This is a genomic window from Phytoamicus setariae, assembly GCF_016722925.1.
Taxonomy (GTDB): Bacteria; Pseudomonadota; Alphaproteobacteria; order Rhizobiales; family Rhizobiaceae; genus Rhizobium_E; species Rhizobium_E setariae.
Genome location: NZ_JAEQNC010000011.1, coordinates 44,192 through 59,522, shown reverse-complemented (window position 1 = coordinate 59,522; position 15,331 = coordinate 44,192). Strand labels below are relative to the sequence as shown.

Genomic DNA, 15,331 nt, shown 5'->3' with positions numbered 1-15,331 from the left:
GTGCTGTTGATATCAGGTCAGGTATTGACCGCCATTCGCCGAAAGCGTCGCGCCCGTGATGAATCCTGCATCGTCGGCGGCAAGGAACACCACGCAACGGGCGATTTCCTCGGGTTCGCCGAGCCGTCCCACGGGAATTTGCGGAATGATGCGCTCGTTCAGGACCTTTTCCGGCACTGCCCGGACCATCTCCGTGCCGATATAGCCGGGGCAAATAGCATTGACGGTGATGCCCTTGGCGGCGCCTTCCTGTGCGAGCGCCTTGGTGAAGCCGATATCGCCGGCCTTTGCCGCGGAGTAATTGACCTGGCCCATCTGGCCTTTTTGGCCGTTAATGGAGGAAATGTTGATGATCCTCCCAAAAGAACGGTCGCGCATCCCAGTCCACACCGGATGGGTCATGTTGAACAGACCGGTAAGGTTGGTGTTGATGACGGCGCTCCATTGGTCCGGGGTCATCTTGTGGAACATGCCGTCGCGCGTGATGCCGGCATTGTTGACCAGAACCTCCACCGGGCCAAGATCGGCTTCGATTTTTGCGAGACCTGCGACGCAGGCTTCATAGCTGGAAACATCCCATTTGTAGGTGGGGATGCCTGTCTGTTTCGAGAAGGTATCCGCAGCCTCATCATTGCCGGCATAATTGGCAGCGACAGTGTAGCCTGCATTTTTCAACGCCACGCAGATGGCAGCGCCGATTCCCCTCGTTCCACCGGTTACGACAGCAGTTCTACCCATGAATGCCTCCCATTTGCTGTATCCGAATTAAAAAAGGCCGGTTCGTGAGAACCGGCCTAAGTTTGCGTTACATTGCTTCGATGCACATGGCGATGCCCATGCCGCCGCCGATGCAGAGGGTCGCCAGACCCTTCCTGGCGGAGCGTCGCTTCATCTCGAACAACAACGTGTTGAGGATGCGCGCGCCCGAAGCGCCGATCGGATGGCCGATGGCGATGGCGCCACCGTTGACGTTGAGGATATCCGGGTTGATGCCAAGTTCCTTGCCGACGGCGCAGGCCTGGGCGGCAAAGGCTTCGTTGGCTTCGACCAGATCAAGGTCGTTGATCGACCAGCCGGCCTTGGCAAGCGCCTTGCGCGATGCCGGGATCGGGCCTGTACCCATGATCTTCGGATCAACACCGGCGGTGGCCCACGAAACAATGCGTCCGAGTGGCGCAATGCCCCGGCGCGACGCCTCGGCCTCGGTCATCAGCAGGGTGGCAGCCGCGCCGTCGTTAATCCCGGAGGCATTGCCGGCGGTGACCGTGCCTTCCTTGTCGAAGGCCGGGCGCAGCTTGGCCAGGGCGTCCATGGTGGCGCCGAGGCGGATATATTCGTCGCTGTCGACGATCACGTCACCCTTGCGGCCCTTGATCGTGAACGGCACGATCTCGTCCTTGAAGCGGCCGGCGACCTGCGCGGCTTCGGCCTTGTTCTGCGAGGCGAGCGCAAAAACATCCTGCTCCTCGCGGGTCAGTTGCCACTGACGAGCGACATTTTCTGCGGTGATGCCCATCGGGTAGCCGTGGAAGGCATCCGTCAGGCCGTCCTTCATCATCGTGTCGATCATCTTGAAATCGCCCATCTTCACGCCGCCGCGCAGGTGCTGGCAGTGGGGCGCCATCGACATCGATTCCATGCCGCCGGCCACGATGATGGAAGCATCGCCGCTGGCGATCTGCTGCATGCCGAGTGCCACGGCGCGCAAGCCAGAACCGCAGAGCTGGTTGATGCCCATGGCTGTCGCTTCGACCGGGATGCCAGCCTTGATCGCCGCCTGCCGGGCCGGGTTCTGGCCTTCGCCTGCGGGAAGGACCTGGCCGAGAATGACTTCATTGACTTCGCCCGCCTCGACGCCGGCGCGCTCGAGCACGGCCTTGACGGCGGCGATACCGAGTTCGTGTGCCGGGACATTGGCAAAACTGCCGTTGAAGGATCCGACCGCGGTACGGGCCGCGCTGGCGATGACGATCGACGGATTGCTCATGATATCTCTCCTTGGCAAGGTTGGGATGACACTGGCAAACCGGGTTCGGCCTGTCAATGTCATCTGGTAGACTGAATTCTGGCACCTGGCGGGCGGCTGTTGCAGCAGGCCGCGTTTCTCCCGGGAACCGCTGATACTGCAGTGCACTTAATGCGCAACAAAAAAGTTTGGAGCCCTTCACTGCATTGCACAAAATGATTGTGCTGACGCGGGTTTTTCGCTTAAACTGACTGAAACGCCAATCAAAAAGTATCGGGAGAGCCGGCGTTTGCAGGAGGAACTCATGGCCAAGAACGATGGGCAGATCGTCATCAAGAAATATGCGAACCGGCGCCTCTACAACACCGGAACCAGCACGTATGTGACGCTCGATGACCTGGCCCACATGGTCAAGCGCGGCGAAGACTTTACCGTTCAGGATGCCAAGAGCGGCGATGACATCACCCATTCCGTGCTGACGCAGATCATCTTTGAGCAGGAATCCAAGAACGGAAATACGTTGCTGCCGATATCTTTCCTGAGGAAGTTGATCTCCTATTACGGCGACCAGATGCAGATGTTCGTGCCGTCCTATCTCGAACAGTCGATGCAGGCTTTCGGCGACCAGCAGTCGCAGATTCGCGAGCACCTTTCCAAGTCTCTGGGTGAAACGCCACTTGCCAAGAACCTGCAGATTCCGATGCAGATGATGGAAGAGCAGATCAAGCGCAACACCGAGATTTTCCGCCAGGCGATGGAAGTGTTTACGCCCTTCAGTCCCGCAACCGCCAAGCCAGAGCCCCAGGATGGCCGCAAGGCCGACGCCAAGGATGTCGAGGACCTGAAGGAACAGCTGCGCGCGCTGCAGGCCAAGATCGAGAAGATGTAATTTTCCGTGGCGCACTGGCCTGCCGCGTCACCTCGCGGCAGGCATTGGAGTCGGCTCCAGTGTCTTCAAAGGCCGATCGAGACATCCCGTCCGGCTGACCGGATCGATATCACGAAGCCAGCAAGCACATCGATCAGGCAAACAATCATCAGAATGAAGAAGACGTGGTTGGCCGCGCTCGGAACGAGCAGGAACTCCACGAGAAAGACGATGAACATCACCATCGACAGGAGATGGTCGGTGATGGATGCCGCACTCCTGCGGGTGGACTTGAGAATTTCCAGGAACAAGACGATCAGTCCGACGACGAGCAGCAGATCGCCCAGACTCATTGTCCATGTTGCGCCGGACATCATGCTGAGGCTGAAGACCTGATTCTCCAAGGCGCCGACGCCGCCATCGCCAAGCAAGCCGAACATCGTCAGATTGTACAGTATGAAGGGGATGAGCATCAGTGGAACAGCAAACATTTCCAGTCCTCTTTGGGTAGGCCAAGGCATTGCTGCCTGAACTCGAAGTTTACGTTCCATAGCCCGACCAAGGCGCCGGATCAATAATGGTGAAACGGCAATTGCGGATTCGAATTACTTCAGCACAAAAAGAAAAGCCGGCCCAAAGGCCGGCTCTAATACAGTAAAGCTGCTGAAAGTATCAGCTGCTTTCCTTCGGCGTCAGAACCTGACGGCCGCGATACATGCCGGTCTTCAGATCGACATGGTGCGGACGACGAAGCTCGCCGGAATTCTTGTCTTCAACGTAGGTCGAAGCCTTCAAACCATCAGCGGAACGGCGCATGCCACGGCGTGACGGGCTTGTTTTTCTTTTAGGAACTGCCATTTTTTCAAACTCCAATCTCACCCGGACACTCTTGCGATCAGCCAGACGGGCTGTACCAGTCAGTGATCTTTTCCGGAAAATTTGTCGGGCTTATACATGTGCAAAGCCCCTTTGACCAGTCCCCACAAGAAATTTTCTTGCTGGATGATCGGCAGCCTTATGCCTCGTCCTCCGCGACGATCCAGGTCTCCTTCGCGGCATCTCCGGCCCAGGCAATCCAGGCTGGATGAGCCTTCATTGCCGCCATGTATTTCAGCGATTCTGGATGTTCCGTCAGCATGTAGGCATCAAACCGGTTGACGACGGGAGCAAACATCGCATCGACGGCCGAAAACGCGCCGAACAGGAAGGGGCCGCCGCTTCTTGCCACGCTTTCGTGCCAGATCTTTTCGATGCGAACGATGTCCGCGCGCATGCTGTCGGTGATCGGCATGGCCTTGCGTGGGCGCCTCAAGTTCATCGGGCAGGCGTTGCGAATACCGCGAAACCCGCTGATCATTTCCAGGCTATAAGCGCGGGCCAGGGCTCGATCCTGCCGGGCAGATGGCCAGACCGGAGCATCCGGAAACAGTTCGGCAACATATTCAATGATCGCCAGCGACTCCCACAGTTTGAAGTCGCCATGCACGAGCAGGGGGACCATGCCTGTTTCGGAGATCGCCTTGATTGTCGGATTGCCGTGTTCGTAGTCGAACGGGATCAATTCATCGGTGAAAGGGATGCCGGCGGCTTTCATAGCCAGCCAAGGCCGCATCGACCAGGATGAATAGTTCTTGTTGGCAACGTAAAGTTTCAACTGGTCCACGGTTTTCGGCTCCTGTTTTCGCGTCGGCAACGATGCAGCTCGATTGCCGAAGCTCTGAATTAGCACATTACGAGACTCGGGCAATGCCGCAACCGGCGCGATGATTCGTGCGTTGCCGAAAGTTTGGTTCGGACGACAAGAAAACACGAGAAAAAAGCGGGAATCGCCATCCTAATATATCCGCAACGCCGTTGATTTCAGGTGTTTGCGGTGCGTTTTTCCATCATGTGCTTTTTGCCTGTTCTGGGGGCCGCCACGCTTGTCATCGGGCCAGAATTAAATATACTCAGGAAAGAAATATTCCACAGAGTAAAATAATCGGGGGAACGATAATGACTCTCAGCTGGCGTTTTTCGGCACTCGCGGATCGTCACCGCGCAATGGGCTCCAAGCTCGAGGACTGGAGCGGTATGGGTACCGCCTGGACCTACGACAAGGACATCTATGCCGAACATATCGCGGTCCGCACCAAGGCCGGCCTCATGGATGTGTCGGGACTGAAGAAGGTGCATCTGGTCGGCCCGCATGCCATCGCCGTCCTCGACTATATCACCACCCGGGACATGAACAAGATCTATCCTGGTCGCTCTGTCTATGCCTGCATGCTCAACGATCGCGGCATGTTCACTGACGACTGCATCGTTTATCGCACAGGGCCGAACTCCTGGATGCTGGTGCATGGCTCCGGTTCCGGGCATGAGGAAATCATCCGCCAGGCAGCCGGCCGCAACTGCGCCGTGCTGTTTGACGACGATCTTCACGACCTGTCGCTGCAGGGGCCGGTCGCGGTGGATTTCCTGGCCAAGCACGTGCCCGGTATTCGCGACCTCAATTACTTCCATCACATGCAGACGACGCTGTTCGGCGCACCGGTGATGATTTCGCGCACGGGCTATACCGGCGAACGTGGCTACGAGATCTTCGTTCGCGGTCAGGATGCGGGTATGGTCTGGGACCGCATCCTCGACGAAGGCAAGGACATGGGCATCCTGCCCTGCTGCTTCTCGGTGCTGGATATGCTGCGGGTCGAAAGCTACCTGCTGTTTTATCCCTATGACAATTCTCAGATGTATCCGTTTGCTGACCAGCCTCCGGGCGACAGCCTCTGGGAACTTGGTCTCGACTTCACCGTCAGCCCGGGCAAGACCGGCTTCCGTGGTGCAGAGGAGCATGCACGGCTCAAGGGCAAGGAACGCTTCAAGATCTTCGGCCTGCTGGTCGAGGCCGATGGTCCGACCGATCTGGGTGACGAAGTTTATGCCGGCGACAAGAAGGTCGGCGTGATCACCTGCCCGAGCTACTCCAAGCTGACGAAGCGATCGATGGCAATTGCGCGGCTGGACGTCGATGTCGCCAAGCAGGGCGTGCCGCTCGAAGTGCGCGGCAAGAACGTCAAGGCCAAGGCGATTGCCCACACCATCACGTTCGACGATCCGGAAAAGAAGAAGCGGACGGCCAAGGGCTAGGAGCGCGCGCCATGCTCGTTCAAGGTATCAAAAGCCGCCCGGTCTATGAGGGGTTGACGATCGATCCCTACGCCAAGCGGCACATATTTGCACTGGAAGGCGAAGGTGCTCGCGCCCTTCTCGAGCAAACGGTAGACAAGGAGGTTCTCGCCCGCAGCGAGATCCTCTACACGGCGGGTGCTTCACGTGAAACGGATCCTTTCGGTTCGCTCGTCGCACTAGGCGCCGATCAGTGTTGGCAGGCGCCGACCATTGCGACGCTGCTATTCCGCCTCAGAGGCTCGCTCACCAACGCGACCATGGGCACACGTCTCTATGTGGCCGGAACGGAGGGCTTCATTGGTCAGGCGATGGGCCTCGGCATCGATTTCGGCATGGATTACCGATCGATTGTATCGGAACATCGGGGATCGCTGGCGCGGCGTGTTCAGTGCGTACATTGCAAGGGTACGACGGAGAACGTCACAGTCAGCCCGTTCAACTGCAGCCATTGCGGCCTCTCCCTGCTGGTGCGTGACCATTATTCCCGCAGGCTCGCCGCCTTCCAGGGGGTCAACATCGATGCGGAAGAGCCCGGCACCGCGCCGGAACCGGAGGAATTGTTTACGTGAGTATCAATGCGGATATCCCGGTGCGCGTGGCTCGGGTCACGCCGGTCACCGACAAGATCAAGCGCTTCCGTTTTGAGCGGACGGATGGACAGGCCTTGCCGATCTTTTCGGCGGGCGCGCATGTCGTCGTCACCATGCGCGGCGACGGACACATGCGGCGCAATCCCTACTCGCTAATGTCGGCACCGCATGATCCTTCGGCTTACGAGATCAGCGTGCTACGGGTCGAGGAATCACGAGGCGGCTCGGCCTTCATGCACGAACAGGTGCGGGAAGGCGACCATCTGACGATCAGCCAGCCGGTCAATCTTTTTCCCGCTGACGCGCGCGGCCGTAAACATATCCTGGTCGCGGGTGGCATCGGGATAACGCCATTTTTGGCGATGATGTCGCAGTTTCATCGCAGCAACACGGCTTTTGAACTGCATTATGCCATCCGCTCTCGCAGTCATGGCGCTTATTGGCGGGAACTGATCGACGAATACGGACCCGAGCGGATCAAGGTCTATGTCGACGAGGAAGGGGGCCGGATTCCCCTTGCTGACATTCTCGACAACCAGCCGCTCGGCACACACTTTTATGTCTGCGGCCCCGCCGGCATGAGCGATTTCTGTCTTCGCACCGCCCGTGACGCGGGCTGGCCGAAGGAGAACCTGCATTCGGAGCGCTTTCTTGCGCCGCCGCCGGGCGAGAAGTTCGCAGTCGAACTGACGCGGTCGGGCAAGACCGTCACCGTTGGCGATCACCAGAGCATTCTCGAAGCGGTCGAGGAGGCAGGTGTGGACGCGCCCTACATGTGCCGCGGCGGCGCCTGCGGCCAGTGCGAGACTGCCGTGGTTCGCTGCGACGGCACGCTTCAGCACAACGATATTTATCTTACGCAAGAGGAAAAGGCGGCTGGGCGCAAGATCATGGTCTGCGTGTCGCGCTTCCAGGGAAAGTCGCTGGCACTGGACCTTTAGCCGGCAAAATAAAAATAGGGGAATTTGCGAATGGCAATCATGTTCAAGCAAGAGACTTTTCGCGATGACTTCACCTATCGCAACAGTCCGGAAAACATCAGGCGTTTTCCCTTTCCTTTCGACCGCGACGACTACATGTACGCCGTCAATATGGAACCGCATGTGCTGGGCGCCAAGAATACGGTGTACGAAAGCCTGATCGACGTCGATGAGCACTACATTTCCGAGATGCGCGACCGGGCACTGGTGCTGAAGGAAGACCCGCTGCGCTGTCAGGCTCTGCCACACATGATGGCGGCGCAATGGGATACGCTGGAGCTGCTGATGGAGCAGCAAGCCGCGGGCTATCCGGAGCACTTCACCCTGATCCGGAACGGTGATCAATGGCGGTGGATCAACCGACCGCTCGGGATCGACGATACATTCACCTTCGGCGATCGTTCCACCCTGCCCTATGAGCCGATGGAATACATCACCCGGCAGGCGCAAGGCGACTTCTGCATCGTCGACCAGCGCGACGGCAATCTGTGGATGGATGCCGGCATGGTGACCACGCAGGCGGACTGGTCGCTCGATTTCGATATCGGCATGAATTTCATGGAATGGCACGGGCCGGTGCCGCTCGCCCACCAGATCGGCGTGTTCGAGCGCGCGCTGAAGTTCCTGTTGAACCTGCAGCAGGGCAAGCCGGTTCGCCGCTTCAACTGGACGATGACGATCAACCCGCGCCTCGACACCAGCCCGGAAAACTATCCGAAATGGGGAACGGACCGGGCGACGGTGACGCCGGAAAATGTCGGCGAAAAGGTGCATCTGCGCGTGGAACTGCAGACGCTGTGGCGCCTGCCGCGCTCCAACGCCATGCTGTTCGTCATCCGCTGCTACCTGATGAACATGAACGAGATCGTTACGGTGCCGAAATGGGCTCGGCGGCTGCCGCGTGTACTGCGCACATTGCCGCCCGAGCTCATCGATTACAAGGGACTGACACGCTATCGCGAAGCGACGATCGACTGGCTTTCGAAATACGATGACGGCGCACCGACGAGCCCCGGGTTTTCGCCGGATTGATTGCCGCAAGCGCCAATTGGAATACGCATAATCAATAAAGGGAACGTTTCATGACCAGAGTAGCAGTTATCGGAGCCGGCCCTTCCGGCACGGCGCAATTGCGAGCATTTCAATCGGCCGCCCAAAAGGGTGCAAAAATCCCGGAGATAGTCTGTTTCGAAAAGCAGGCGGATTGGGGCGGTCTGTGGAACTACACCTGGCGCACCGGTCTCGATCAATATGGCGAGCCGGTACACGGTTCGATGTATCGCTATCTCTGGTCGAACGGTCCGAAGGAATGCCTCGAATTCGCAGACTATTCCTTTGAGGAGCATTTCGGCCAGCCGATCGCCTCCTACCCGCCGCGCGCCGTGCTCTGGGATTACATCAAGGGTCGGGTCGAGAAGGCCAACGTCAAGGACTGGGTGCGCTTCAATACGCCGGTCCGCATGGTCAATTTCGACGAAGAGACGCAGAAGTTCACGGTCACGGCGCACGACCGTGTCAAAGACGTGATGTATGATGAGGAATTCGACCATGTCGTCGTGGCATCCGGTCACTTTTCGACGCCGCACGTACCTTATTTCGAGGGTGTCGAGAGCTTCAATGGCCGCGTGCTGCATGCCCATGATTTCCGCGATGCCCGCGAATTCAAGGATAAGGACGTGCTTCTTGTCGGCCGGTCCTATTCGGCTGAAGACATCGGTTCGCAGTGCTGGAAATATGGCGCCAGGTCGGTGACGACCACCTATCGCTCCAAGCCTATGGGTTTCAATTGGCCAGAACGCTTCGAGGAGCGGCCGCTGATCACCCATCTGAAGGGCAAGACGGCCTATTTCAAGGACGGGTCAAGCAAGGAAATCGACGCGCTGATCCTGTGCACGGGATACCTGCATCACTTCCCGTTCCTGCCGGATTCACTGCGTTTGAAGACGGCAAACCGCCTGTGGTCGGACATGCTGCACAAGGGGGTGGTGTTCGAGAACAACCCGAAGCTTTTCTATCTCGGCATGCAGGACCAGTTCTATACATTCAACATGTTCGATGCCCAGGCCTGGTATGTCCGCGACCTCATCCTCGGTCGTATCGAACTGCCGGCGGAAGCCGAACTCAAGGCGGATTTCGACAAGTGGCGTGCCCGCGAGGAGACGCTGGAAGATGCCGAACAGATGATCTGGTTCCAGGGCGACTATGTGCAGGAACTGATCGATGCGACGGATTATCCGAGCTTCGATATCCAGGGCACCAACAAGACGTTCATGCAGTGGGAACACCACAAGGCGGAAGACATCATGGGCTTCCGCAACAATTCCTATAGATCTCTGATGACCGGCACGATGTCGCCCAAGCATCATACCCCTTGGCTGGAGGAACTTGATGATTCCATGGAGGCCTATCTGAAGAACTAGGGCGAGTTTCTACCCGCCCGGAGTTAAATCTTTCGAGCTAGAGAAGAATCAGGCGCGTCCCCATCGCACGAGGGGCGCGCCTTTTCGTATTGCGAGGCGATATATGCGCCTCATGAAAGACTGAAATTCATCATTTTGTCGAAGCAAAGCATACGCATAGTAAGAAATTATTATCCACATTCGACAATACTTCCTGATGATTATATCCTTGATCTAATTTCACGTGGTACCCATGGATTTTCAAAACAGCGTTCTTGGTCGCATGAACGGATTCCTTTACAGGTGCCGTGCGGATGAAAACTATACAATGCTCGAGATGACGGACGGGATTTCCCGAATTTTCGGCTACCCAGCCGCCGAGATCGTCGGCAACACCATCAGGACATTTACGTCAATCATGTGCGAGGAAGATGTGCCGCGCATGGACGAGGCCGTGGGCAAGGCACTCGATACCAAGACCGACTGGACGATGGAGTATCGCATCCGTCATCAGAAGGGGCACTACATCTGGGTTACCGAAACCGGCGGCGGCGTCTGGGGCGATGACGGCCAACTGCTGTATCTCGAAGGCAGCATCATCAATATCGAATCGCTTTATCAGCGCCTGGACGAGCAGACAGCCGACATGCGGATTACCGCGTCGCGGACCGGCGAGATTCTGCATTCGCTGCGCTATCTGAAGCTGCTTGCCGTCAATGCCGGCATCGAGGCGGCGCGCGCTGGGGCTGCCGGGCAAGGCTTTGCCGTGCTGGCGACTGAAATGCGCAATCTCGCCAACGACTCGGAAACCACCGCACGCGCGATCGCTTCGGCGCAGCGCAGGTCGGCCTGATTTTCATCCCTGATCAATCCGGAGCCCTCTGCAGCTATCTGCAAAGGGCATTTCCGGCGTCAGCTGCGCGGCCGTGTCTTCTGCGGATCATAGTGCGACAACGGAACGATCACGGCTGGCAGCCGCTTCTGGTGGCCATCCAATTTGCCGATCTCGACTTCCGTGCCCACTGCGGCATGGATCGCTTCAACGCGTGCCAGTGCGATGGACTTCTTCAGGATCGGCGAGCGCATTGCCGAGGTCACGACGCCGACCTGCGCCCGGCCGATATGGATGCAATCCCCGTGGCCCGCGCCTTCCGTTGAATCGATATCGAGTCCAACAAGGATGTGGCGCGGATTTTCCTTGCGTTTGATCAGCGCATCGCGGCCGATGAAATCGTCTCCCTTTGATTTAAGCGGAACCGTGAAGCCGATGCCGGCTTCGAAGGGATCGGTCTGGTCGGTAAACTCGTGATGGGCAAAAATCAGCCCCGCCTCGATGCGAACCATGTCAAGTGCCTCAAGACCCAGCGGCTTCAGTCCATGCGGTTCGCCAGCCTGCCATACCGCATCGAACACAGCGACGGCGTCTTTCGGATGGCAGAAGATTTCATAACCGAGTTCACCGGTATAGCCGGTGCGGGAGACGACGATGGGCACGCCCTCGAAGCCGCCGATGCGGCCGACGGCGAAGCGGAACCATTCCAGTTCCGAAATGGTCGGCTGTTTCGGCGCGGTCCAGACGATATCTTTCAGGATTTCGCGGCTCTTGGGGCCCTGGACGGCGATGTTGTGCATCTGGTCTGTCGAGGAGCGCACCCAGGCACGATAGCCCATTTTTTCGGCTTGCTGGCGTAGCCAGATGCCGCTCTGGTCGTCACCACCAATCCAGCGGAAATTGTTGTCACCGAGCCGGAACAAGGTGCCGTCGTCGATCATGCCGCCATGTTCGTAGCACATGGCCGAATAGACGACCTGACCGGTCGAAAGCTTGCGCACGTCGCGCGTCAGGCAATATTGCAGCAGTGCTTCGGCATCCGGGCCAGTCACCTCGAATTTGCGCAGCGGCGACAGGTCGGTAATCACCGCCGCCTCGCGACAAGCCCAATATTCCTCGATCGGTCCTGTCGACGTGAAGCGGTTGGCAAGCCAGTAACCGCGATATTCGGCGAAATCGCGGGTCATTTCAGAAAAACGTGGATGGAATGCGGTTTCCCGCGTCAGTTCGGCGTCGGCATCTGGGGTCATTCGATAAGCTACCGCTCTGGAGAATTTCTGTTTGTCCGAGAATGTCCGGACGTGGATGTCGGTCGGGTTCCAGCCATTGGCGGCATCGATGTCGTCGGGGCAGGAAGAGGAGACGCAGACAAGATCCGTCAGCGCCCGCATCAACACATAGTCGCCGGGGCGCGACCACGGCTCGTCGAGATAGAGCTGGTTGTTGTGGTCGATATTGGTGTTGTAGAAATAGTTGATCGCTTCCCAGCCCTTGCGCGGAGCAACACCGTAAGGCGCCAGCACCGCATTGAAATTGTCGGTGCAGTTGACATGGCCGGGATAGCCCATGTCGTCATAGTAGCGCGAGTTGCAGGCCGTGGCGAAGGCGTCGTGGCGGCCGACGGTATCCTGCACGATCTCCACAAGCGGTTCGAACTCCCGGTCGAACGCCTTCGACGGCAGCCCGGGCATCGGATAGGAGCGACCGAGCAGCGTGCGGGTAATGGTGGAATCGAGTGCGAGATCCAGCCCCTTGTCGACCTTGCGGGCGGCAAATGCCTGAAAATCTGTACATTGCCGGCCCGACACGTCGATGATCTGGATGAACTCGCCGGCCCGCACGAAATAGGCGGATGCGGTGGCGGCGCGGACGCGCAGATCCTGAATGGGATCGGCGATCGGTTCGGGCAACAGCGATTCGTAGGAACGCTCGAAGTGGCTGTGCGCGATGCGGACTTCGATAGGCGTGCTGGTGTCCTGTCCATCTGGCAACATGGCGCTTCCAGGCGCCGCCACGATCAGCAGCCCTTCCCGGCTTACGATCAGATCGGCGTTGCTGCCAGGTGCGCTGAAAGCGCCAAAAAGCCGTAAGGCCCCGGCCTGGGCAAGATCGACTCCGCGGCGACGCAAGGCAGCCAATGTTCGGGCTGCGCTCGGATCGCTCGATGCGAGGATGGATTTCAGCCCCTCGGCGGAGTTGGTGAATTTCGAGCCCAGTCCACTGGCGTCGAACGCGCCCGTGGCATCGACGAACGTCACTTCGCAGGGCTGACAGCCCTCGATGTCTGTCAGCAGTACCCGGTCGCCGGCGGCAACGCGCACGACCAACGAGCCAGCACCGCGCACGCGATATCGCTCGGTTCCCGCAGGCAGTGAGGATATCCCCGGCTGCAGCACGATGCTCGGCCTCGGCGGCGTGAGCCTGGGTGCTTGTAAATCGGTTTCCTGCATGTCGCCTCCCGTCTCCGCGCTGCACTTCTACCCTGCAAAGCGCAAAAATATTATTTCTCAAACCCGGTCCGCATGTAAAGCCCTCTTGACCTGTATGAAAAATTATTCACTCTTGGTAACGCGTTGGCGGGATGCGGCCCGTCGATCGACAGTGAAAAATATCGGGAAAACCCGGACTGTCGAGCCATCTCTCGGATGCGGCGCAAAAAAGGGGACTGCGCTTACGGCGCAACGAAAAACTGGCTGAGGAGCCTAATATCAATGACACAAGTATTGGAAGCGGGAGGAGTGCCTGCGGCTACCAGCAGCAGCAATCTCCACCGCGCACTCGATTGGAAAGGCGCCTTCTGGGTCGCCGCGGGCGTACCGCCCCTCGTTCTCTTTTCCATTGGCGGCATTGCCGGCACCACCGGCAAACTTGCCTTTCTGGTCTGGATCATTTCGATGGTCATGGGCTTCCTGCAATCCTTCACGTATGCGGAAATTGCGGGCATGTTCGGCAACAAGTCGGGCGGCGCCTCAATCTACGGCGCGACGGCCTGGCTACGGTATTCGAAGTTCATCGCGCCGCTCTCGGTATGGTGCAACTGGTTTGCGTGGTCGCCGGTCCTTTCGCTCGGCTGTGCGATCGCCGCCGGTTATATCCTCAACGCGCTGTTCCCGATCCCGCTGGCTGACTCCCAACCGGTACTCGACTGGATTGCGGCCAACGCAGCGAGCCTCGCGGCCGATAGTCCGCGTGTGGCGGAATACATCGCGGCCAATGCGGGCGCGACGCCGGACGTGGCGGTCAAGGCACTGCTGACCAGCGATGCAATCGCGGCCCTGACGCCGATGATTCGCGGCTGGTCGCTGGCCAGCTTCAACATTCCGTTCCTGGCGACTGCAAATATCAATGCCACTTTCGTGATCGGCGGCATTCTGATGCTGATCATTTTTGCGATCCAGCATCGCGGCATCGAAGGCACCGCCAACGTGCAGAAATGGCTGGCGATCATCGTCCTCGTGCCATTGCTGCTGATCGGCCTGTATCCGATCTTCACCGGTGCGATCGAGTGGGGCAATGTCACAGGGCTGGTACCCCCGACTGCCGGCTATTCCGGCATTGACGGTGCCTGGACGGTCGGCGGATGGACGCTGTTTCTCGGTGGTCTCTATATTGCCGCCTGGTCGACCTACGGGTTCGAGACCGCCGTCTGCTATACGCGCGAACTGAAGGATCCGAAGCGGGATACCTTCAAGGCGATCTTCTATTCGGGTCTGCTTTGTTGCCTGTTCTTCTTCCTCGTTCCGTTCACCTTCCAGGGCGTTCTTGGTCATGCCGGCATGCTGGCGCCAGGTATCGTTGATGGAACGGGTGTCGGCGAAGCGCTGGCGAACATGGTGCATGGCGGCCGCATCGTCACGCAGATCCTCGTCATCCTGATGATCATGGCGCTGTTCCTGGCAATCATGACGGCAATGGCCGGATCGTCGCGGACGCTCTACCAAGGCTCGAAGGACGGTTGGCTGCCGAAATATCTCGACCACACCAACGAGCACGGCGCGCCGACGCGGGCGATGTGGACCGATTTCGGCTTCAATTTGTTCCTGCTGGCAATCGCCTCGGATGCCGGCGGCTATTTCTTCGTGCTCGCGGTTTCCAATGTCGGCTACATCATCTTCAACTTCCTCAACCTCAATGCAGGCTGGATCCATCGGATGGATTCCCCCCACATCGAGCGTCCGTGGAAGGCGCCGACCTGGCTGATCGGACTCAACACGTTGCTGGCCTTCGTCAACGTGCTGTTCCTTGGTGCGGGTGCCAAGGTCTGGGGCTACTCCAACGCGTTGTGGGTGGGCTTCATCTTCGCCGCCATGATCCTGCCGGTCTTTGCCTGGCGGCACTATGTGCGTGACGGCGGCAAGTTCCCGGCCGCCGCGATGGAGGATCTGGGCCTCACGGGCCAGGATCTCGGCGTCCGGCGTGCGGGCATCCTGCCGTACCTCGCATTGACGGTCGGGCTGGTGATCGTGCTCTGGGCCAACTGGTTCTTCCAGCTGCCATCTTGATGGGGCTTGCATAAGGCGCGGCG

General features: G+C 58.7%; 14 protein-coding genes. 8 read left to right on the top strand and 6 right to left on the bottom strand.

Features of this window, described 5'->3' with window-relative positions:
* Window positions 1–12 precede the first annotated feature (12 nt).
* Both phbB and JJB09_RS18970 read right to left on the bottom strand, forming a co-directional pair.
* The gene (gene phbB / locus JJB09_RS18975) at window positions 13–738 is read right to left on the bottom strand and encodes a beta-ketoacyl-ACP reductase (protein WP_201661814.1); all 726 of its coding nucleotides are present in this window, start codon (window positions 736–738) and stop codon (window positions 13–15) included.
* Between the two features lie 67 nt (window positions 739–805).
* Window positions 806–1,987, bottom strand: coding sequence for an acetyl-CoA C-acetyltransferase (locus tag JJB09_RS18970; RefSeq protein ID WP_201661811.1), 1,182 nt, complete (start codon window positions 1,985–1,987; stop codon window positions 806–808).
* A gap of 283 nt (window positions 1,988–2,270) precedes the next feature.
* On the opposite strand from JJB09_RS18970, the gene phaR reads away from it, so the two are divergent.
* A complete protein-coding gene (phaR, locus tag JJB09_RS18965; protein WP_201661808.1) occupies window positions 2,271–2,855 on the top strand; it encodes a polyhydroxyalkanoate synthesis repressor PhaR in 585 nt (194 codons plus the stop codon).
* A 65-nt stretch (window positions 2,856–2,920) separates the two neighbouring features.
* Here phaR and JJB09_RS18960 read toward each other — a convergent pair whose 3' ends face one another.
* The 3 genes from JJB09_RS18960 to JJB09_RS18950 all read right to left on the bottom strand — a co-directional run bounded on the left by JJB09_RS18960 (window position 2,921) and on the right by JJB09_RS18950 (window position 4,497).
* Window positions 2,921–3,325, bottom strand: a complete 405-nt coding sequence (locus tag JJB09_RS18960; protein ID WP_201661806.1) for a hypothetical protein — start codon at window positions 3,323–3,325, stop codon at window positions 2,921–2,923.
* Between the two features lie 181 nt (window positions 3,326–3,506).
* Window positions 3,507–3,692: a 50S ribosomal protein L32 gene (gene rpmF, locus JJB09_RS18955; RefSeq protein WP_201661803.1), complete on the bottom strand. Its 186-nt coding sequence runs from the start codon at window positions 3,690–3,692 to the stop codon at window positions 3,507–3,509.
* Window positions 3,693–3,849: 157 nt separating this feature from the next.
* A complete protein-coding gene (locus tag JJB09_RS18950) occupies window positions 3,850–4,497 on the bottom strand; it encodes a glutathione S-transferase N-terminal domain-containing protein (RefSeq protein WP_201661800.1) in 648 nt (215 codons plus the stop codon).
* 332 nt (window positions 4,498–4,829) lie between these two features.
* Here JJB09_RS18950 and JJB09_RS18945 point away from each other — a divergent pair, with 332 nt between their 5' ends.
* The 6 genes from JJB09_RS18945 to JJB09_RS26960 all read left to right on the top strand — a co-directional run bounded on the left by JJB09_RS18945 (window position 4,830) and on the right by JJB09_RS26960 (window position 10,827).
* Entirely contained in the window at window positions 4,830–5,963 is a 1,134-nt protein-coding gene (locus tag JJB09_RS18945; protein ID WP_201661797.1) for an aminomethyl transferase family protein, read from the top strand.
* An 11-nt stretch (window positions 5,964–5,974) separates the two neighbouring features.
* Window positions 5,975–6,574: a dimethylamine monooxygenase subunit DmmA family protein gene (locus tag JJB09_RS18940; RefSeq protein ID WP_201661794.1), complete on the top strand. Its 600-nt coding sequence runs from the start codon at window positions 5,975–5,977 to the stop codon at window positions 6,572–6,574.
* Window positions 6,571–7,536 (top strand): 2Fe-2S iron-sulfur cluster-binding protein, encoded by a 966-nt coding sequence (locus tag JJB09_RS18935; protein ID WP_201661791.1) that lies wholly within the window; start codon window positions 6,571–6,573, stop codon window positions 7,534–7,536. Before JJB09_RS18940 ends, JJB09_RS18935 begins: the two co-directional genes overlap by 4 nt.
* Before the next feature lie 30 nt (window positions 7,537–7,566).
* Complete coding sequence (locus tag JJB09_RS18930) at window positions 7,567–8,607, top strand: heme-dependent oxidative N-demethylase family protein (protein ID WP_201661788.1); 1,041 nt, start codon at window positions 7,567–7,569, stop codon at window positions 8,605–8,607.
* 50 nt (window positions 8,608–8,657) lie between these two features.
* On the top strand, window positions 8,658–9,995 hold the full coding sequence (locus JJB09_RS18925; RefSeq protein ID WP_201661785.1) for an NAD(P)-binding domain-containing protein: 1,338 nt from the start codon (window positions 8,658–8,660) through the stop codon (window positions 9,993–9,995).
* 232 nt (window positions 9,996–10,227) lie between these two features.
* Window positions 10,228–10,827, top strand: a complete 600-nt coding sequence (locus tag JJB09_RS26960; protein WP_201661782.1) for a PAS domain-containing protein — start codon at window positions 10,228–10,230, stop codon at window positions 10,825–10,827.
* A 59-nt stretch (window positions 10,828–10,886) separates the two neighbouring features.
* On the opposite strand, the gene JJB09_RS18915 is transcribed toward JJB09_RS26960, so the two are convergent.
* Entirely contained in the window at window positions 10,887–13,256 is a 2,370-nt protein-coding gene (locus JJB09_RS18915) for a trimethylamine N-oxide demethylase (RefSeq protein ID WP_201661779.1), read from the bottom strand.
* A gap of 261 nt (window positions 13,257–13,517) precedes the next feature.
* Here JJB09_RS18915 and JJB09_RS18910 point away from each other — a divergent pair, with 261 nt between their 5' ends.
* Window positions 13,518–15,308, top strand: a complete 1,791-nt coding sequence (locus tag JJB09_RS18910) for a trimethylamine N-oxide permease (protein WP_201661777.1) — start codon at window positions 13,518–13,520, stop codon at window positions 15,306–15,308.
* Window positions 15,309–15,331: the final 23 nt, after the last annotated feature.